The 20837-nt window shown below is 64.3% G+C and carries 11 protein-coding genes; 7 read left to right on the top strand and 4 right to left on the bottom strand.

Features of this window, described 5'->3' with window-relative positions:
• Window positions 1-113: 113 nt before the first annotated feature.
• From EJ075_RS13610 to EJ075_RS13580, 7 genes are all read left to right on the top strand, one after another.
• The gene (locus EJ075_RS13610) at window positions 114-11495 is read left to right on the top strand and encodes an Ig-like domain-containing protein (protein ID WP_126104681.1); all 11382 of its coding nucleotides are present in this window, start codon (window positions 114-116) and stop codon (window positions 11493-11495) included.
• A 60-nt stretch (window positions 11496-11555) separates the two neighbouring features.
• Complete coding sequence (locus EJ075_RS13605; RefSeq protein WP_126104680.1) at window positions 11556-11927, top strand: hypothetical protein; 372 nt, start codon at window positions 11556-11558, stop codon at window positions 11925-11927.
• A gap of 32 nt (window positions 11928-11959) precedes the next feature.
• Window positions 11960-12718: a transglycosylase SLT domain-containing protein gene (locus tag EJ075_RS13600; protein ID WP_095487039.1), complete on the top strand. Its 759-nt coding sequence runs from the start codon at window positions 11960-11962 to the stop codon at window positions 12716-12718.
• An 86-nt stretch (window positions 12719-12804) separates the two neighbouring features.
• Window positions 12805-14004 (top strand): ABC transporter substrate-binding protein, encoded by a 1200-nt coding sequence (locus EJ075_RS13595; RefSeq protein WP_126107331.1) that lies wholly within the window; start codon window positions 12805-12807, stop codon window positions 14002-14004.
• A gap of 33 nt (window positions 14005-14037) precedes the next feature.
• The gene (locus tag EJ075_RS13590) at window positions 14038-14742 is read left to right on the top strand and encodes a thermonuclease family protein (protein WP_126104679.1); all 705 of its coding nucleotides are present in this window, start codon (window positions 14038-14040) and stop codon (window positions 14740-14742) included.
• A gap of 368 nt (window positions 14743-15110) precedes the next feature.
• Entirely contained in the window at window positions 15111-15857 is a 747-nt protein-coding gene (locus EJ075_RS13585) for a GGDEF domain-containing protein (protein WP_245458150.1), read from the top strand.
• Window positions 15858-16337: 480 nt separating this feature from the next.
• Window positions 16338-16568 carry a hypothetical protein gene (locus EJ075_RS13580; protein WP_126104677.1) on the top strand — a complete coding sequence of 77 codons (231 nt, stop codon included), beginning with the start codon at window positions 16338-16340 and terminating at the stop codon, window positions 16566-16568.
• Window positions 16569-16592: 24 nt separating this feature from the next.
• Here the strand turns inward: EJ075_RS13580 and ugpC are convergent, their stop codons facing one another.
• Genes ugpC through EJ075_RS13560 form a run of 4 tightly spaced genes read right to left on the bottom strand, consistent with a single transcriptional unit; the run spans window position 16593 to window position 20795 of the window.
• Complete coding sequence (gene ugpC, locus EJ075_RS13575) at window positions 16593-17651, bottom strand: sn-glycerol-3-phosphate ABC transporter ATP-binding protein UgpC (RefSeq protein WP_126104676.1); 1059 nt, start codon at window positions 17649-17651, stop codon at window positions 16593-16595.
• Window positions 17652-17697: 46 nt separating this feature from the next.
• A complete protein-coding gene (locus EJ075_RS13570; protein ID WP_023797160.1) occupies window positions 17698-18519 on the bottom strand; it encodes a carbohydrate ABC transporter permease in 822 nt (273 codons plus the stop codon).
• The gene (locus tag EJ075_RS13565) at window positions 18520-19458 is read right to left on the bottom strand and encodes a sugar ABC transporter permease (RefSeq protein ID WP_126104675.1); all 939 of its coding nucleotides are present in this window, start codon (window positions 19456-19458) and stop codon (window positions 18520-18522) included.
• Entirely contained in the window at window positions 19458-20795 is a 1338-nt protein-coding gene (locus EJ075_RS13560) for an extracellular solute-binding protein (protein ID WP_126104674.1), read from the bottom strand. The genes EJ075_RS13565 and EJ075_RS13560 overlap by 1 nt, the downstream gene beginning before the upstream one ends.
• Window positions 20796-20837: the final 42 nt, after the last annotated feature.

The following is a 20837-nucleotide window of genomic DNA, read 5'->3' as shown; positions in this document are numbered from 1 at the left end:
GCGTAAAAAATAGTGGCAAATGCATATTAGGATATATGGAATAGATTACCAGACTGTTGCAAAGCCGAGATTACCGCTGTCTCTTCCAGAGAAATACCGGAGGGGTTTCAGCTATGGCGACCATTATCGAATTGGACAGTGTTTCAGGTTCCTCGGACGAACATTCTGCTTCCAATGAATACAGCGGCCTGGCATCGGCGGCAGGTATCCAGGTCGCGCAAGCAGCCTCGACCGAGCAACCGGCAGCAGCCGAGCCGGTGCCGGCGGATGTGGGCAACGGCGCAGCAGTGCAAACGGAAGCGCCGGCAGCGGCCAATGCACCAGCGGCTGCGGCGCCGAATGAATATGTGGCCGACGCCGGCAACACCGTGAGATTTCCGGCCAACGTCGCTATCGACAATATCCGAGTCGACGGCCGCCACCTTCTGCTCGAACAACCAGACGGCTCGGTGGTCGTCATCAAGGACGGTGCCCTGAACGTGCCGACCTTTATTCTCGGCGACATTGAGGTGCCGCGCGTCGCCTTGCTGGCGGCGCTTGAAGCAAGCCATGTCGACATTGCCTTCGGCGCCGACGGCTCGATCTCGGCGGGGCCGGGAAACGGGACGCCGGGCAGCGCCGGCGGAAACTTCGCGGTTCCAGTCGGTGGGATCGGCAATGGGTTCGATCTATCGGCATTGCTGCCGCCGACGGCCTTGCAGTTTGGCCGTTTGGAGCCGCGCGAACTGACGATTGGCGTCAGGGAGAAAGACTCTACCCCTTCGATTGATCCTGTAGCCTCGACCACGGTCTATGAGGCTGGCCTGCCGGCACGCAGCGGCGAGTCACATGGCTCGAATGAGCCTGCGACCTCGGAGACGACCTCTGGCACGATCGGCTTCAGCTCGCCGGACGGCGTGTCGGAAGTCTCGCTGGGCGGCCATGTGCTGACCGGCGTGCCCCAGACCTTCACCGACGCGACCGGCTCGCTGACAGCGAGCTATGTCTATGATCCCGCGACCGGCTTGGGCACGATCAGCTATTCCTATACGCTCATCGACAACACCTCCGGCGACACCACCAGCGTAAACCTCCCCGTCGCGGTGACGGACGCCGATGGCGATCCGGCAGCGCCAGGCAACCTGGCCATCAACATCGTCGACGACGCGCCGACGGCGATTGCCGACACGGACAGCATCGCGGCGGGTCAGTTCGGCCCCGCGACGGGTAATGTGCTTGCTGGCGGGACAGACGGCGTTGACGTCAACCTGACTGATGGGGCGGCCGACACGCAGGGCGCCGATGGTGCGACGGTGGTCGGGGTCACGAGCGGCACGACGAATTCCGATCTGGACGACGGCGGCACGCTTGGCGTGCAGATCCAGGGGACTTACGGCAAGCTGACGCTGAACGCCGACGGCACCTACAGCTATGCGCGCGATGCCGGCACGCCCGGCGGCGTCGACGACGTGTTCACCTACACCATCAAGGATGGCGACGGCGACCTGTCGCACACGACACTGACAATCTCGATCGGCGATGCACCGCCGGTGATCACCGACCTGACGCCCGAGGCCCGTGGCGGCGACGTAACGGTGAATGAAGAGGCGTTAAATGTCGGTACGCCGGGCGGGCCTGGGTCGAACCCGTCAAGCACGGCCGAGACCGGTACGGGCACCTTCACCATCTCTTCGCCCGACGGCATTGCCTCGCTGACGATCGGTGGTCAGGCCTTCATCACCAACGGCGTGTTCACGGCGGGCTCGTTCACGACGCCGGAGGGCAACACGCTGGCTGTGACTGCCTACGATGCCGCGACAGGTCAGGTGAGCTACACCTACACGCTCCTCGACAATGAGGCGCATCCCACCGCCCTCGGTGAGAACAGCCTGTTCGAGAACTTTGCAGTGGTGCTGACCGACCAGGACGGGCAGAGCGCCAACGATACACTCACCATTGACGTCGTCGACGACGTGCCGACGGCGAACGCCGACACCAACAGCGTCGCCGAGGGCGCCATCGCCACCGGCAACGTGCTGAGCGACGCCACCGACGACGTGTTCGGCGCCGACGGTGCGGCCGCCGGTGGCGGCGTTGTCGGCGTGGCCGCCGGCAGCAACACCGCCAGCCCGGTGAGCGGCGGGCTGGGCGCCGGCATTGCCGGCACCTACGGCACGCTGACGCTCAACGCCAACGGCACCTACAGCTATGACGGCTTTGCCAACGCCGTGCCGGCCGGCGGCGCCACCGACACCTTCGTCTACACCATCATGGACGGCGACGGCGACCTGTCGACGACGACGCTGACCATCACCCTGTCGGACAGCGGCCTGGCGGCCGCCAATGACGACGCCACGGTCAATGAAGCAGCACTGGCGATCGGCAGCAATCCGGCCAGCCCGGCCGAGACGGTGACCGGCACGGTCGCCGACAACCTCTCCGGCGGCAGCGGCCCCTACACCTTTGCGCTGGTCGGCAGCGCGACCGGCTCGCACGGCACGCTGACCCTCAATGCCGACGGCACCTACAGCTACACGCTGACCGCACCGGTCGACGGCGCCGATGCCGACAACGGCACCAACACGGTCGACAACGTCGAGAGCTTCACCTACCAGGCGACCGACGCCAACGGCAACACCATCACCAGCACCATCACCATCGACGTCGTCGACGACGTGCCGACGGCGAACGCCGACACCAACAGCGTCGCCGAGGGCGCCATCGCCACCGGCAACGTGCTGAGCGACGCCACCGACGACGTGTTCGGCGCCGACGGTGCGGCCGCCGGTGGCGGCGTTGTCGGCGTGGCCGCCGGCAGCAACACCGCCAGCCCGGTGAGCGGCGGGCTGGGCGCCGGCATTGCCGGCACCTACGGCACGCTGACGCTCAACGCCAACGGCAGCTACAGCTATGACGGCTTTGCCAACGCCGTGCCGGCCGGCGGCGCCACCGACACCTTCGTCTACACCATCATGGACGGCGACGGCGACCTGTCGACGACGACGCTGACCATCACCCTGTCGGACAGCGGCCTGGCGGCCGCCAATGACGACGCCACGGTCAATGAAGCAGCACTGGCGATCGGCAGCAATCCGGCCAGCCCGGCCGAGACGGTGACCGGCACGGTCGCCGACAACCTCTCCGGCGGCAGCGGCCCCTACACCTTTGCGCTGGTCGGCAGCGCGACCGGCTCGCACGGCACGCTGACCCTCAATGCCGACGGCACCTACAGCTACACGCTGACCGCACCGGTCGACGGCGCCGATGCCGACAACGGCACCAACACGGTCAACAACGTCGAGAGCTTCACCTACCAGGCGACCGACGCCAACGGCAACACCATCACCAGCACCATCACCATCGACGTCGTCGACGACGTGCCGACGGCGAACGCCGACACCAACAGCGTCGCCGAGGGCGCCATCGCCACCGGCAACGTGCTGAGCGACGCCACCGACGACGTGTTCGGCGCCGACGGTGCGGCCGCCGGTGGCGGCGTTGTCGGCGTGGCCGCCGGCAGCAACACCGCCAGCCCGGTGAGCGGCGGGCTGGGCGCCGGCATTGCCGGCACCTACGGCACGCTGACGCTCAACGCCAACGGCAGCTACAGCTATGACGGCTTTGCCAACGCCGTGCCGGCCGGCGGCGCCACCGACACCTTCGTCTACACCATCATGGACGGCGACGGCGACCTGTCGACGACGACGCTGACCATCACCCTGTCGGACAGCGGCCTGGCGGCCGCCAATGACGACGCCACGGTCAATGAAGCAGCACTGGCGATCGGCAGCAATCCGGCCAGCCCGGCCGAGACGGTGACCGGCACGGTCGCCGACAACCTCTCCGGCGGCAGCGGCCCCTACACCTTTGCGCTGGTCGGCAGCGCGACCGGCTCGCACGGCACGCTGACCCTCAATGCCGACGGCACCTACAGCTACACGCTGACCGCACCGGTCGACGGCGCCGATGCCGACAACGGCACCAACACGGTCAACAACGTCGAGAGCTTCACCTACCAGGCGACCGACGCCAACGGCAACACCATCACCAGCACCATCACCATCGACGTCGTCGACGACGTGCCGACGGCGAACGCCGACACCAACAGCGTCGCCGAGGGCGCCATCGCCACCGGCAACGTGCTGAGCGACGCCACCGACGACGTGTTCGGCGCCGACGGTGCGGCCGCCGGTGGCGGCGTTGTCGGCGTGGCCGCCGGCAGCAACACCGCCAGCCCGGTGAGCGGCGGGCTGGGCGCCGGCATTGCCGGCACCTACGGCACGCTGACGCTCAACGCCAACGGCAGCTACAGCTATGACGGCTTTGCCAACGCCGTGCCGGCCGGCGGCGCCACCGACACCTTCGTCTACACCATCATGGACGGCGACGGCGACCTGTCGACGACGACGCTGACCATCACCCTGTCGGACAGCGGCCTGGCGGCCGCCAATGACGACGCCACGGTCAATGAAGCAGCACTGGCGATCGGCAGCAATCCGGCCAGCCCGGCCGAGACGGTGACCGGCACGGTCGCCGACAACCTCTCCGGCGGCAGCGGCCCCTACACCTTTGCGCTGGTCGGCAGCGCGACCGGCTCGCACGGCACGCTGACCCTCAATGCCGACGGCACCTACAGCTACACGCTGACCGCACCGGTCGACGGCGCCGATGCCGACAACGGCACCAACACGGTCAACAACGTCGAGAGCTTCACCTACCAGGCGACCGACGCCAACGGCAACACCATCACCAGCACCATCACCATCGACGTCGTCGACGACGTGCCGACGGCGAACGCCGACACCAACAGCGTCGCCGAGGGCGCCATCGCCACCGGCAACGTGCTGAGCGACGCCACCGACGACGTGTTCGGCGCCGACGGTGCGGCCGCCGGTGGCGGCGTTGTCGGCGTGGCCGCCGGCAGCAACACCGCCAGCCCGGTGAGCGGCGGGCTGGGCGCCGGCATTGCCGGCACCTACGGCACGCTGACGCTCAACGCCAACGGCAGCTACAGCTATGACGGCTTTGCCAACGCCGTGCCGGCCGGCGGCGCCACCGACACCTTCGTCTACACCATCATGGACGGCGACGGCGACCTGTCGACGACGACGCTGACCATCACCCTGTCGGACAGCGGCCTGGCGGCCGCCAATGACGACGCCACGGTCAATGAAGCAGCACTGGCGATCGGCAGCAATCCGGCCAGCCCGGCCGAGACGGTGACCGGCACGGTCGCCGACAACCTCTCCGGCGGCAGCGGCCCCTACACCTTTGCGCTGGTCGGCAGCGCGACCGGCTCGCACGGCACGCTGACCCTCAATGCCGACGGCACCTACAGCTACACGCTGACCGCACCGGTCGACGGCGCCGATGCCGACAACGGCACCAACACGGTCAACAACGTCGAGAGCTTCACCTACCAGGCGACCGACGCCAACGGCAACACCATCACCAGCACCATCACCATCGACGTCGTCGACGACGTGCCGACGGCGAACGCCGACACCAACAGCGTCGCCGAGGGCGCCATCGCCACCGGCAACGTGCTGAGCGACGCCACCGACGACGTGTTCGGCGCCGACGGTGCGGCCGCCGGTGGCGGCGTTGTCGGCGTGGCCGCCGGCAGCAACACCGCCAGCCCGGTGAGCGGCGGGCTGGGCGCCGGCATTGCCGGCACCTACGGCACGCTGACGCTCAACGCCAACGGCACCTACAGCTATGACGGCTTTGCCAACGCCGTGCCGGCCGGCGGCGCCACCGACACCTTCGTCTACACCATCATGGACGGGGACGGCGACCTGTCGACGACGACGCTGACCATCACCCTGTCGGACAGCGGCCTGGCGGCCGCCAATGACGACGCCACGGTCAATGAAGCAGCACTGGCGATCGGCAGCAATCCGGCCAGCCCGGCCGAGACGGTGACCGGCACGGTCGCCGACAACCTCTCCGGCGGCAGCGGCCCCTACACCTTTGCGCTGGTCGGCAGCGCGACCGGCTCGCACGGCACGCTGACCCTCAATGCCGACGGCACCTACAGCTACACGCTGACCGCACCGGTCGACGGCGCCGATGCCGACAACGGCACCAACACGGTCAACAACGTCGAGAGCTTCACCTACCAGGCGACCGACGCCAACGGCAACACCATCACCAGCACCATCACCATCGACGTCGTCGACGACGTGCCGACGGCGAACGCCGACACCAACAGCGTCGCCGAGGGCGCCATCGCCACCGGCAACGTGCTGAGCGACGCCACCGACGACGTGTTCGGCGCCGACGGTGCGGCCGCCGGTGGCGGCGTTGTCGGCGTGGCCGCCGGCAGCAACACCGCCAGCCCGGTGAGCGGCGGGCTGGGCGCCGGCATTGCCGGCACCTACGGCACGCTGACGCTCAACGCCAACGGCAGCTACAGCTATGACGGCTTTGCCAACGCCGTGCCGGCCGGCGGCGCCACCGACACCTTCGTCTACACCATCATGGACGGCGACGGCGACCTGTCGACGACGACGCTGACCATCACCCTGTCGGACAGCGGCCTGGCGGCCGCCAATGACGACGCCACGGTCAATGAAGCAGCACTGGCGATCGGCAGCAATCCGGCCAGCCCGGCCGAGACGGTGACCGGCACGGTCGCCGACAACCTCTCCGGCGGCAGCGGCCCCTACACCTTTGCGCTGGTCGGCAGCGCGACCGGCTCGCACGGCACGCTGACCCTCAATGCCGACGGCACCTACAGCTACACGCTGACCGCACCGGTCGACGGCGCCGATGCCGACAACGGCACCAACACGGTCGACAACGTCGAGAGCTTCACCTACCAGGCGACCGACGCCAACGGCAACACCATCACCAGCACCATCACCATCGACGTCGTCGACGACGTGCCGACGGCGAACGCCGACACCAACAGCGTCGCCGAGGGCGCCATCGCCACCGGCAACGTGCTGAGCGACGCCACCGACGACGTGTTCGGCGCCGACGGTGCGGCCGCCGGTGGCGGCGTTGTCGGCGTGGCCGCCGGCAGCAACACCGCCAGCCCGGTGAGCGGCGGGCTGGGCGCCGGCATTGCCGGCACCTACGGCACGCTGACGCTCAACGCCAACGGCAGCTACAGCTATGACGGCTTTGCCAACGCCGTGCCGGCCGGCGGCGCCACCGACACCTTCGTCTACACCATCATGGACGGCGACGGCGACCTGTCGACGACGACGCTGACCATCACCCTGTCGGACAGCGGCCTGGCGGCCGCCAATGACGACGCCACGGTCAATGAAGCAGCACTGGCGATCGGCAGCAATCCGGCCAGCCCGGCCGAGACGGTGACCGGCACGGTCGCCGACAACCTCTCCGGCGGCAGCGGCCCCTACACCTTTGCGCTGGTCGGCAGCGCGACCGGCTCGCACGGCACGCTGACCCTCAATGCCGACGGCACCTACAGCTACACGCTGACCGCACCGGTCGACGGCGCCGATGCCGACAACGGCACCAACACGGTCGACAACGTCGAGAGCTTCACCTACCAGGCGACCGACGCCAACGGCAACACCATCACCAGCACCATCACCATCGACGTCGTCGACGACGTGCCGACGGCGAACGCCGACACCAACAGCGTCGCCGAGGGCGCCATCGCCACCGGCAACGTGCTGAGCGACGCCACCGACGACGTGTTCGGCGCCGACGGTGCGGCCGCCGGTGGCGGCGTTGTCGGCGTGGCCGCCGGCAGCAACACCGCCAGCCCGGTGAGCGGCGGGCTGGGCGCCGGCATTGCCGGCACCTACGGCACGCTGACGCTCAACGCCAACGGCAGCTACAGCTATGACGGCTTTGCCAACGCCGTGCCGGCCGGCGGCGCCACCGACACCTTCGTCTACACCATCATGGACGGCGACGGCGACCTGTCGACGACGACGCTGACCATCACCCTGTCGGACAGCGGCCTGGCGGCCGCCAATGACGACGCCACGGTCAATGAAGCAGCACTGGCGATCGGCAGCAATCCGGCCAGCCCGGCCGAGACGGTGACCGGCACGGTCGCCGACAACCTCTCCGGCGGCAGCGGCCCCTACACCTTTGCGCTGGTCGGCAGCGCGACCGGCTCGCACGGCACGCTGACCCTCAATGCCGACGGCACCTACAGCTACACGCTGACCGCACCGGTCGACGGCGCCGATGCCGACAACGGCACCAACACGGTCAACAACGTCGAGAGCTTCACCTACCAGGCGACCGACGCCAACGGCAACACCATCACCAGCACCATCACCATCGACGTCGTCGACGACGTGCCGACGGCGAACGCCGACACCAACAGCGTCGCCGAGGGCGCCATCGCCACCGGCAACGTGCTGAGCGACGCCACCGACGACGTGTTCGGCGCCGACGGTGCGGCCGCCGGTGGCGGCGTTGTCGGCGTGGCCGCCGGCAGCAACACCGCCAGCCCGGTGAGCGGCGGGCTGGGCGCCGGCATTGCCGGCACCTACGGCACGCTGACGCTCAACGCCAACGGCAGCTACAGCTATGACGGCTTTGCCAACGCCGTGCCGGCCGGCGGCGCCACCGACACCTTCGTCTACACCATCATGGACGGCGACGGCGACCTGTCGACGACGACGCTGACCATCACCCTGTCGGACAGCGGCCTGGCGGCCGCCAATGACGACGCCACGGTCAATGAAGCAGCACTGGCGATCGGCAGCAATCCGGCCAGCCCGGCCGAGACGGTGACCGGCACGGTCGCCGACAACCTCTCCGGCGGCAGCGGCCCCTACACCTTTGCGCTGGTCGGCAGCGCGACCGGCTCGCACGGCACGCTGACCCTCAATGCCGACGGCACCTACAGCTACACGCTGACCGCACCGGTCGACGGCGCCGATGCCGACAACGGCACCAACACGGTCAACAACGTCGAGAGCTTCACCTACCAGGCGACCGACGCCAACGGCAACACCATCACCAGCACCATCACCATCGACGTCGTCGACGACGTGCCGACGGCGAACGCCGACACCAACAGCGTCGCCGAGGGCGCCATCGCCACCGGCAACGTGCTGAGCGACGCCACCGACGACGTGTTCGGCGCCGACGGTGCGGCCGCCGGTGGCGGCGTTGTCGGCGTGGCCGCCGGCAGCAACACCGCCAGCCCGGTGAGCGGCGGGCTGGGCGCCGGCATTGCCGGCACCTACGGCACGCTGACGCTCAACGCCAACGGCAGCTACAGCTATGACGGCTTTGCCAACGCCGTGCCGGCCGGCGGCGCCACCGACACCTTCGTCTACACCATCATGGACGGCGACGGCGACCTGTCGACGACGACGCTGACCATCACCCTGTCGGACAGCGGCCTGGCGGCCGCCAATGACGACGCCACGGTCAATGAAGCAGCACTGGCGATCGGCAGCAATCCGGCCAGCCCGGCCGAGACGGTGACCGGCACGGTCGCCGACAACCTCTCCGGCGGCAGCGGCCCCTACACCTTTGCGCTGGTCGGCAGCGCGACCGGCTCGCACGGCACGCTGACCCTCAATGCCGACGGCACCTACAGCTACACGCTGACCGCACCGGTCGACGGCGCCGATGCCGACAACGGCACCAACACGGTCAACAACGTCGAGAGCTTCACCTACCAGGCGACCGACGCCAACGGCAACACCATCACCAGCACCATCACCATCGACGTCGTCGACGACGTGCCGACGGCGAACGCCGACACCAACAGCGTCGCCGAGGGCGCCATCGCCACCGGCAACGTGCTGAGCGACGCCACCGACGACGTGTTCGGCGCCGACGGTGCGGCCGCCGGTGGCGGCGTTGTCGGCGTGGCCGCCGGCAGCAACACCGCCAGCCCGGTGAGCGGCGGGCTGGGCGCCGGCATTGCCGGCACCTACGGCACGCTGACGCTCAACGCCAACGGCAGCTACAGCTATGACGGCTTTGCCAACGCCGTGCCGGCCGGCGGCGCCACCGACACCTTCGTCTACACCATCATGGACGGCGACGGCGACCTGTCGACGACGACGCTGACCATCACCCTGTCGGACGTCAACAATGCGCCGGTTGCCGCAAACACCCAGAACTGGATGTCGAGCGATCCGGCACAGCAAACTTTGAGCACGCCGAGCTATCCCGACGGATATCCCTTGCTGGTGACTATCCCGACCGATGCGGATGGCGATAACCTCATCGTCACCGCGACGGGGACGATCCCCACAGGCACGTTCTATTTCGATGGCGTCACCTACGTCGCCCTGACGGCCGGCACTGTGCTCTACGATCCGGCCGGCGGCATCAACCTGCTGGACGACCTGGTCTACAGGCCGACCGCAACGGTAACCGACACCGTCAACGTCAATCTGTCGCTGGACGTCTTCGACGGCACCGCCCACGTCACTCAGACTGTCGGCATCCACGAAGTCCCGCCGACCAGCTTGCCCAGCGATACCGCACAGGTGGGTAATGGTAACAGCCCGCTCACCTCCGGAAACGACCAGACCCAGAACCTGAGCCTGTCCCAAGCCACGGTAAGCGCCATAACGGCCGATCCTCACGGCTCGACAGTCGTAATCTACACCGACTTCCAGGAGTCGCCCTTCGTAACTCCGATCCCGCTAGGGGAACGCAATCCAGGCGTCTTCGGAGACGGCAGTGCGGGATCGCATCGCGAGCAGGAAGTTCAAGTCGAGATCAGGATCGGAGCGAACCGTTTTGCAGTTGTTGAAGACGATCTGACTGCCGGAACATTCGAGCAGAGTTGGACCTACGACCCGGCCACCGGCCTGATGAAGGCGACCGTCGACTATGACCATATCTTCCTTCTCGACGGCGCCGGGGTCGCAACGACGACGACGCTCGCGGACTATCTGATCGCAAATCCACCGGCCGCCGGCGACACATGGACACTTTCCTATTTCGACAATGATGGCGGCAACTACCAGGCCCGCGCAGTCAGATTCGAATTCTTCTCCCATGATCCAGGCGATCCTGGAATAACGGTGAATGGCGATGCCACCTTGGCCGACCAGATCTATGGCACATCCGGTATCGACCATCTCAATGGCAATGGCGGCAATGACGTCATCATAGGCAGGGGAGGCAATGATTTCCTCAGCGGCGGTGGTGGCAGCGATCTTATCAGCGGTGGCGACGGCAACGATCTCCTCGTTGGAGGTTTCGGCCAAGACACAATGACTGGAGGAAACGGTGCTGATACGTTCAAACTCGACCAGTTGGACATCAAGGATCTCATCTCCGACTACAGCGGCGCTGGCGGCCAGGGCGACGTGATCGACCTGACGTCGTTGTTCGACACAGCCCCGGGGGGAGCCAATATCGGCGAGTTCGTGAACTACGATGCGGGAACCGGCACGCTAAGCGTCGATGCCGACGGTACGGCCAACGGCACCAATTTCGTGGATGTGGCCACGCTAACGAACGTGCCGGTGTCCAGCACAATCACGCTGCTTTATGACGACGGAATAACCCAGCATACGACCACGGCCAATGCGGTTTAGGGGAATAGTGCAAGGGCTAGGTGCTATGCTATAGATTCGAATGGTAGAGGGGAATTCATCATGAAAAAGTCTGCAAGACTTCTGGCTGCCGGTGCAACACTGTTCCTGGCTGTTGGATCGACGGGGTATGCCGCCGACATCATCGAAGGTCCGTCGGTCGATTATTGTCGCGTCGTCGGCACGTCCAACCTGGTGCAGACCGACAACATCGTCGATCTCAAGAACCAGGTGGTGCAACTGATGGACGAGTCTGTCGCCGTCGCCAACAGCTCGGAATGGATCCATTCGTCACGGCCTGTCTTCGTCTGGGCCTCCGAGGCCAAGGTCGCCTGCGGCAAGGCATACGGCTATTTGAAGACAAATTATCGCGACGAAGACTACCTGAATAAATGCGAGTGTTTCCACGACCGCATGGTCGAGTACATGAACTGACCAAAAAGGCGGCGACGCGCGGCTGGCTGACAATGATGGCCGACCGAACACTGCTGCGGGCGATCGTCGGAACGATCGCCTTGGCCGGTTTTGACCTGCTTGCCATGCATGCCGGCGCGGGTGCGTCGGAACAATCCACTAAAATACAAAATGCTTTGCCCGAACGGTTGCGGCCGACGCGCTGCGATGCCACCCAGGAATGGACGAGAGAAACGCTGAAGGCATTCGCGACCTGCCAGTCGTCGATCTACGGCCTGGAGCCGCGGCTCGCACACGCCGTGATGGAGATCGAAAGCGGGTTCGATCCCGAGGCGCGCGGTGCCGACGGGGAAGTCGGGTTGATGCAGGTCATGCCCGCGACAGCACGAATGCTTGGCTTTCAAGGCCCGCTCGAAGAGCTGAGTGCGCCGAAGACCAACATCGCGCTGGGCGTCAAATATCTCGCTCAGGCGAACAGGCTCGCCGACGGCGACCTGTGCACCACCGTCATGAAGTATCGCGCCGGGCACAACGAAAGCCGTTTCTCGGCACTTTCGGTCCGCTACTGCCAGCGCGCGCGCTCGATCCTGGCAAGGGAAGGGTTCGAGGTTGACGGGCCATTGCCGGTGGCAACATTCGGCTTTTCCACATTTTCAGCAGGAGGGGAAGACAGCGCCCCTGCCGCAGGAAAACGCGTGTGCGTGCGGCGGGTGTTCGTGCCTGGGCCGCGATACATGAAATGCGCCGACTATCGAAATGCAAGGCAAGCCAGACAGATCAGGACGCTCAGAGCCCGGCTTTTTGCAGGCTAAAGAACCACAAGACGGCGCAACTCAGCCGTGACATGACTGGAAGATCAGACCGGGAAGTGACTCGGCGGCACATAGGGTGGAAAATCATGGAAGCTGGCCGACAGGTCCTCTGGCTGCGGACGAGGGCAATCGCCTTTGCGCTCGCCGTGACATTGTCAGGTTGCCAGTCGAAAGCCAGCATTTCCGAAGCGCTCGATCCGGCTGCAATCGCCGCACCCGGAGTGCAGAATGACGCCGCAGTTGCGGGCCGATCCCAGGCGACGCAATCGATCGGCAGTGGTTCGACGAAGATCACGATGCTGCTGCCCTTGTCCGCCCCTGGAGCCACGGGGGAAACCGGCAGGAAGATGCTCGATGCCGCAAAACTCGCAATGGCGGATCTTGGCAATGGATTGCTCACACTGACGGTCGAGGACACGCAGGGCGACAGTGCACACGCCAGCGAATTGTCGATAAAGGCGATCACGACGGGAGCGAAAGTCGTCATCGGTCCGACCGAACTACCGGCGGCGCAGCATATCGCCAAATTGTCGGGACCGAAACGGCCGCCAGTGTTGGCACTTGCCAACAATTTCACAGGCGGTCCCGGCGTTTATGCCGTGCGCCTCAGCGAGGCAGACAGCGCGGCTGCGGGCGCCGCAGGCATCGCGGCGAAAGGCAGCAAGAAGTTCGTATTGCTTGTCGCAGCTGGCTCGAACGGCAGTGCCGTTGAAAAGCGGGTCGCGAACAGCCTAAGCATCTATGGCGCAACGCTGGCGGTCACTATCCCGTACTCGGCAGGCGACGGCGGCACCAAAGCGGTCACCGACATGGGCTCACTCGTGGATGCTCCGGACGCCGTCATTGTCGCCAGCGGAGACGACAGCCCGCTGCAAATCCTTGCCGCCCTGAAATCCAAGGGTATCCCGGGAAGAACAATCGCTGTGGTGGGAACAAACCGCTGGCTGGAACGCCCCATCGAGCCGCTGTTTGAAGGGGCCTATATCGCCACGCTCGATCCGCGCGAAACCGGACCAATCGCCGACCGCTTCAAGACTACCTATAACTATCAGCCCGACGTCAATGTCGCCTACGCCTATGATATGGTTGCGCTGACTGCTGGGATCGCCAGCGCGGTTGGACCCGATGGCTTCAGCAAACAGGTACTCGAAAATCCGAGCGGGTTTCGCGGATCCACAGGTCTATTCCGGTTTCGCGCCGACGGATCCAGCCAGCGATCGATGCCGTTCTATCGAGTTGAAAAGGGTGCGCTCAAATTGGTTGCCAGATCGACGTCGGGCTTTTGACCCGGCGCGAACCCGCAGGACCTTATCGAGCTGATGGACAGGCCGAGCCGCATCCGTTTGGCTGTCGCGCTCGCAAGCCTGGAGCTTCTGGCCGGGCTCCTCCTGATCATTCAGGGCGGGGCTTTGCTTTCGGTCGACCGGCCTGTTCCTGCGCCGTCTCCTGATATTCGCGGCAAGCGGCCAACCCGACCGGGCGCAACCGTTCTCGACGCTCAATGGCGAGTGCCGGCACGCAAGATTGCTCAGGACCTCATCGCTCCGCCACAACTTGATTCTTCGGAAATCGAACGGATCGAGCCCCGTCCGCCACTCAGCGAACTCGGTCTCGCCGTGCCCCCGAAAACGCCGATGCCGCAAGACTGGCGGGAGGTCCTGCTCTACGCTCCGATTGCGAGTTCGTCCGCGATCTTCGAATCGATGGGACGGACGGTGGTCATCAGCGGGGTCCAGAGCATTGACATGGATAAGACCTGTTCCTTTCATGACGTCGTCTGGCCTTGCGGCCAACGCGCGCGCGCAGCCTTCAACTCATGGTTGCGCGGGCGCGCGCTGAAATGTTTCGTGCGACCGGAAGTTGATCGTTTCGCTATCGCCGCCCCATGCAGGCTCGGCAGGCAGGATGTCGGCGCCTGGCTGGTCTCCAATGGCTGGGCCTTGTCATTGCCGAGCGGGATCTACGGCAAGGCGGAGATGACAGCGATGGATACGGAGATGGGTATATTCGGCCCGCCTCGATAGTCAGCTCGCCTTTTGAGCCCTCACGGAACCGTACTTGCCGAAGCTGGAGCACGATCCCCGAAAGCGGAATCCGGTTTTCGGAAACGATCATGCTCAAACAAAAAAGAAAGTGCCCCATCCCGATTTTATCGGGGCAGGCTCTAGAGCGGCATGCTGATACAGGCGGTTGCCTGCGCTGCTGGTTGTTCAGCCTGCGCCGACACTTGGTTTGTTAACTGTTGTCTTCCATCTTTCTCGCGGGCAATTCCAGCTTCATCTGTGAGTCAGCCAGAGCTCGTTCAGCCCGATCGATCAAATTGTATTGGCTTTTGAGACCGAATTTGTAACTTGCCGGCCTTATGCCAGCCTATCTGACAGGAGATCGGTTAGTGACAAAATCGACGGCGAACAGCTCTGCCCAGGCGTGGAAGAGTATCGCATGGCTGACGCTTCTGGGGACCGCCGGGAGTTTGGGTTTTTCGCTGGCCCTCAACTATCTGCTCCTGTTCGCCGATGGGCTCACGCCGTTCGGACGCGGCGTTGTCACGGCAACGCTCGTCCCCCTCGCCATTGGGCTACCGCTTTTCCTGTTGATCGGCTGGGGTCGGGTTGAGATCCGCCGCTATCGGCAAGAGCTGAACAAGTCAGCGACCTACGACGGCCTGACGGGCTGCTTGAACGGAACGGCTTTTACTTCGATCATCGAACGCAGAGTAAAGAAGCCATCTGAGCATGGCTCTCGTTCGGGTGCCTTCCTGGTCATCCATCCCGAACACCTTCGATCCATCAACCTGCGATTTGGTATTGAATGGGGCGACGAGGCCTTGCGGCTCATAGCCTCGACCATAAAGTCATCAGTGCGCGAGGAGGATCTGATCGGCCGCATAGGGATATCGATCTTTGGGGTATTTCTACCTGGTGCCACCGAAGAAGACGCCAAGGAGGTCGGTGAACGTATCCGGGCGCGCGTTGCGCAAGTCTATTTCGCGCCAAAAGGGGCGGAGGATGTCCTGAGCATAGGCGTCGGAGGGGTAGTCTTCGAGAATGAACTCGCGTTTGACGACATGTTCCGGTCCGCCGAGCAGCTGCTATCCAGAAATGGAACCGACTTCGAACTGTCTCGTCTGCCCAGTTGACGATCACAGAGGGGCTGGGACGCCAATCGGAATTTTTGGTCTATGGATCTCCTCTAACCAGATATCTGCACCTGCTTTGGACCGCGGCCGATTGGAAGGTTAGGTCATCCGCTGGGATGATGGGAGGCTGACCGATCTGCCCAGGCCGTGCTGCCGTCGTGGCCAATCGGTTCCCCGCTTGCAGGACGGGAACTCGCTCCGCCTTCCAAGGCGAACGACGACGAAGACACACCCCAATCGCCCTAGGCGGAGCCATCCGCGAGAGTCGCCTCCACTAGCTTTTACACCCTTCGTTGGCAGCCCACAGACCGCCGGAATAAGCAACTTTAAACTTAAGATTGCATGTCGCGGCCGCTACCCGACGTGGTACTTGCGCAACCTCTAAAATAATGGGATGTTGGTTCGGGGTATTGAGTACCGAGTATTGGATTGGGAGGGCCTCTCGGCTGTTGTCAGCGCCGGGACGCTTTGAAGAGACTGATGAATGTTTCTCAGGTTCTGGTGGGGATACTCACTACGTCGTGCCTTGTGTCGATCTCGATTTATTGGGCAACGGGTTCAATCGGCTGGGCGATCATTAGCCCGATAGTTTTGCAGGTCGGGTATTTTGTCTACATGCTCTGGACGGTCTACGGCGCAGAAGCCGCAGAAGCTGATCCGGGACCCGAGAGCGTTGGCCCGCTCGACCGTAAAGACGGTATCTGGCTCTAGCGTATGACGCGCAGGCCACGCCAATCACATACGCCGGCCGGTTTTCGCGTCGAACAGGTGGGCGCATGCGCGATCCATCTCGATTCGTACCTGCGCGCCTTGCTTGAGCGGCAGCCGCTCGCGGAACAGGCAGGAAATTTCCTCGCCGGCGCAGTCGACCTTGGCGAAGATTTCCGAACCCGTGGCCTCCAGAAGCGTGACCGTGCCTGGCATGCCCTGGGCCGTCGCGCGGATGTGTTCGGGGCGGATGCCATAGACAAGCTCGCGTCCCGCAGCATCAGCCGGGTGGGCGCCTTCCGGCAGCGGCAGGATCAGCCCGCCAGCGCTGCGGAACACGCCTTCTTCGATGCGGCCGGCGATGAAATTCATGGCGGGCGAGCCGATAAAGCCGGCAACGAAGAGATTGGCCGGCTGATCGTAGAGGTCCAGCGGCGCGCCGATCTGCTCGACCAGGCCGTCATGCAGCACGACGATCTTGTCGGCCATGGTCATGGCTTCGATCTGGTCATGCGTGACGTAGATGGTGGTGGTGCCCAGCCGCTGGTGCAGCGCCTTGATCTCGCCGCGCATCTGGACGCGCAGCTTGGCGTCGAGATTGGAGAGCGGCTCGTCGAACAGGAAGACCTGCGGGTCGCGCACGATGGCGCGACCCATGGCGACGCGCTGGCGCTGGCCGCCGGAGAGCTGACGCGGGTAGCGCTCAAGCAGCTTTTCCAGCCCAAGGATGTTGGCGGCATTCCTGACGCGGCCGGCGGTATCGGCCGGATCGGCTTTCTTGATCTTGAGGGCAAAGCCCATATTGTCGGCCACCGTCATATGTGGATAGAGCGCATAGTTCTGGAACACCATGGCGATGTTCCGGTCCCGCGCCCGCAAATTGTTGACCATACGATCGCCGATGGCGATCTTCCCGCCGGAAATCGTTTCAAGTCCCGCAATCATGCGCAGGAGCGTCGACTTTCCGCATCCCGACGGGCCGACCAGGATGACGAACTCGCCGTCGGCGATATCGACACTGACGTCGTGAATGATCTTGGTGGCTCCGAAAGCCTTCTGCACGTTGTTGATTGTTACCGATGCCATTGGATTTCTCCGGGGGAAAAGAGTGATGTCCAGCTAGATCGCGGCCTCAGCCGCCCTTGACCGCTCCGGCGGTCAGCCCCGCGACGATCTGCTTTTGCGCAAACATGGTCAGGACCAGCACCGGCAGCGTCACCACAAGTGCTGCGGCGGCGAGCGGCCCCCAACTCACCTGCTCATAGGAAAGCATGTTGTAGACGGCGACCGGCAGCGTGCGTGTCTCACGGCTGGCGAGCACCACGCCGAAGACGAAGTTGTTCCACGAAAAGATGACGGACAGGATGAAGGCGACAACGATGCCCGGCTTGGCGATGGGAAGAGCGACCAGCCGGAACACCTGCCAGGAGCTGGCGCCGTCGATGTTGGCCGCCTCTTCCAGCTCCATCGGCGTGGTCTCGAAATAGCCGATCATCACCCAGACCACGATCGGCACCGTCACCACCAGATGGATGATGATCTGCGGCCAGAGCGTGCCGAGGATCCCAATCCACTGGAACAGCAGAAACAACGGGATGAGATAGGATAGCCCGGGCGTCATGCGGGCGATCATGATGACGACCGCCGATTTTTCGGCCTTGAGCCGCGCTATGCCATAGCCGGCCGGCACGCCGATCAGCAGCGCCAGAAGTGTCGCCGTGCCGGTCACCAGAACCGAGTTCCAGAGATAGAGCAGGAAATTGTTCTCCTCGAACACCTTTACATAGTTTGACCAGGCGAAACGTTCGGGAATCAGGATCGGCGGATAGGCGCCGTTGTCGATCTCGAATTTCAGCGAAAGCGAGATCATCCAGAGGAAGAACAGGATCGCCGGCGAGACAATGACCAGAGCCGCGAAAAACAGCCCGATCTGGTTGAGCAGACGTGAGCTCATCTATTTGCCCTCCGCGTCGATCCACTGCGAGCGCTGGCGCAGCATCAGGAGGATGAAGGACAGCGCCACGATGACGATGAAGAACACCACGGCCATCGCCGAGCCATAGCCAATGTCGTAGTAGGAGAAGGCGGTGTTGTAGAGGTAGATGTTGATGGTTTCCGACGCCGTGCCCGGCCCGCCCTGAGTCATTGCAAAGATGATGTCGAAGCTCTTCAGCGCATCGATGGTGCGAATGATCAACGCGATCATCAGGAACGGCGCGATCATCGGCAGAGTGAGGTAGCGGAACTGCTGCCAGGCATTGGCACCATCGATCTCGGCGCTCTCGAAGGGCTCGCGCGGTACCGAGGCCAGCCCGCCCAGCACGATCAGCATCACCAGCGGCGTCCACTGCCAGGTCTCGACCGCAACCAGCGAAGGGATGACCGTTTTGGCATTGAATATCCATTCCTGCGCCGGGATGCCGACCAGCGATAGAAGATAGTTGAGCACGCCGAGCTGGGGATGGAACATCATGGTCCAGACCAGCGCGACGGCAACGGGCGTTGCCATCATCGGCATGACGAAGACGCCACGCAGCAGCCCACGCAGCGGAAACTTGGCGTCGAAGATCAGGGCGGCGACAGTGCCCAGGAACATTGGCGCTGCCACCGACAGGGAGGTATAGGTCAACGTATGAACCAGGGATTCCCAGAATCGCGGGTCGCTGGCCAGACGGAGATAGTTTTCCATCCCGGCAAAGCTCCGCGACTGGCCGAGCGTCCAGCGGTTGACGCTCATCCAGAGCGTGAAAGCCCAGGGAAAGACTATCACGGCGCCAACGACGACGAGCGCCGGAACGACGAAGGGCCAGTAGTTGGGAGCCAGCCGGATCGTCTGGCTCCCTTCAATGGCTTGCGTCGCTACCCCGGTGCGTTCAGGGGCGATGGCAGACATCAGCCCTGCTCGCTCCTGTCGAGCACCGGCTGGAACTGTTCGGTGGCCTTCTTCAGCTCTTCGGCAGGATCAGCACCAGCAATCATGTTGGTCAACGCCACGCCGTAGATGTCGCGAAACTCGGTGACCGGGATGATCACCGGCAGCGCCAGCCGGCTGATATTGCCCGAGCCGACGACGGCATCGAGCCAGCTTGCCGGCATGGTGACGCCTTCGCGCACCTTGGGGTCTTCCAGTATCGACTTGCGGAAAGGCACGCCGGCGCCGGCCTGAAGCAGGCGCGCGCCCATGGCCGGCGAAACCGCCCACTGACAGAACAGATAGGCAGCTTCCTTCTGTTCGCTGGAGGCGGTCACGCCGAGGCCGTCACCAAACGTCCCGGAGGCATGCGCTTTGGGACCCTTGGGCATCACGCCATAGCCGACCTTGCCGACCACGCGCGACTTTTCGGGATTTTCCATCGGCGGAGCAAAACCCACGCCGTCGAACCACATGCCGATCTTGCCCTGCAGGAAGGCGGACTGCGCTTCAGCCCAATTGAAGCCGGTGACGCCCGGAGGAGCGGATTTGGTCATCAGCCTCTGGTAGAGGGCGGCGGCCTCGATCGCCTCGGGAGCCTCGGTGCGTAGCTTCCCCTTGTCGTCGAGCGGCGTCATGTCGTAGCCGAGCATCAGCGACGTCCACACCGGCGTGTTTGCATTCTTGAGGCCGCGGGCAACGAAACCGAACGTGTTGGTCGATGGATCGGTCAGCGCTTCGGCGGCGGCCACCAGCTGGTCGAACGTTTCAGGATATTTTAGGCCCTTGGCCTCGAACAGCTCCTTGTTCCAGTAGACGATCCAGTAGTCCACCGAGAAGGGCAGCGAACGCAGCACGCCCTGACTGTCCTTGGCGAAAAGCATGCCGGCTTCGGCGAAATCGCCTTCGACCAGCCCAGGATCGGTCAAGGTCGGGTCGGCGAGATAGCCGGCGATATCGGCCAGCCAGCCACCCCTTTCGAACTGGCGCTTCTGCACGTGATAGCTCAGATGCACGACATCGAAGCTCGGTTTGCCGGAGCTGAGCTCGATCACGGTCTTCTGCCGCTGCTGCTGTTCCGGCGTCGCCTCGGCATTGACCTTGATGCCGGTCAGCTCCTCGAATTCGGCGATATATTTCAGGATGGTGTCGCTGCGCGGGCTTTTGACCAGATTGACGTCGAGCGTCGTGCCGGCAAAACGCTTCCAGTCGACGCTGGCGGAAAAGCTCGGGCGAAGGCCCGCCAGGCCCGCGGCGGCGAGCGCCGTGGTTCCTGCAAGGACTTGCCTTCTTGTTGGCTTGAACGGATTGGACGACATTTCTTCCTCCCTTGGGTTGCTGTCGTTGTGGATTGCGTCGCG

The organism is Mesorhizobium sp. M6A.T.Cr.TU.016.01.1.1, from assembly GCF_003952585.1.
GTDB lineage: Bacteria > Pseudomonadota > Alphaproteobacteria > Rhizobiales > Rhizobiaceae > Mesorhizobium > Mesorhizobium mediterraneum.
This window is presented reverse-complemented; position numbering and strand designations above follow the sequence as displayed.

What these genes read in the sequence shown, in the direction of transcription:
- EJ075_RS13610 (WP_126104681.1), top strand. Translation starts at nt 114, where the DNA reads ATGGCGACCATTATCGAATTGGACAGTGTTTCAGGTTCCTCGGACGAA.
- EJ075_RS13605 (WP_126104680.1), top strand. Translation starts at nt 11,556, where the DNA reads ATGAAAAAGTCTGCAAGACTTCTGGCTGCCGGTGCAACACTGTTCCTG.
- EJ075_RS13600 (WP_095487039.1), top strand. Translation starts at nt 11,960, where the DNA reads ATGATGGCCGACCGAACACTGCTGCGGGCGATCGTCGGAACGATCGCC.
- EJ075_RS13595 (WP_126107331.1), top strand. Translation starts at nt 12,805, where the DNA reads ATGGAAGCTGGCCGACAGGTCCTCTGGCTGCGGACGAGGGCAATCGCC.
- EJ075_RS13590 (WP_126104679.1), top strand. Translation starts at nt 14,038, where the DNA reads ATGGACAGGCCGAGCCGCATCCGTTTGGCTGTCGCGCTCGCAAGCCTG.
- EJ075_RS13580 (WP_126104677.1), top strand. Translation starts at nt 16,338, where the DNA reads ATGAATGTTTCTCAGGTTCTGGTGGGGATACTCACTACGTCGTGCCTT.
- ugpC (WP_126104676.1), bottom strand. Translation starts at nt 17,651, where the DNA reads ATGGCATCGGTAACAATCAACAACGTGCAGAAGGCTTTCGGAGCCACC.
- EJ075_RS13570 (WP_023797160.1), bottom strand. Translation starts at nt 18,519, where the DNA reads ATGAGCTCACGTCTGCTCAACCAGATCGGGCTGTTTTTCGCGGCTCTG.
- EJ075_RS13565 (WP_126104675.1), bottom strand. Translation starts at nt 19,458, where the DNA reads ATGTCTGCCATCGCCCCTGAACGCACCGGGGTAGCGACGCAAGCCATT.
- EJ075_RS13560 (WP_126104674.1), bottom strand. Translation starts at nt 20,795, where the DNA reads ATGTCGTCCAATCCGTTCAAGCCAACAAGAAGGCAAGTCCTTGCAGGA.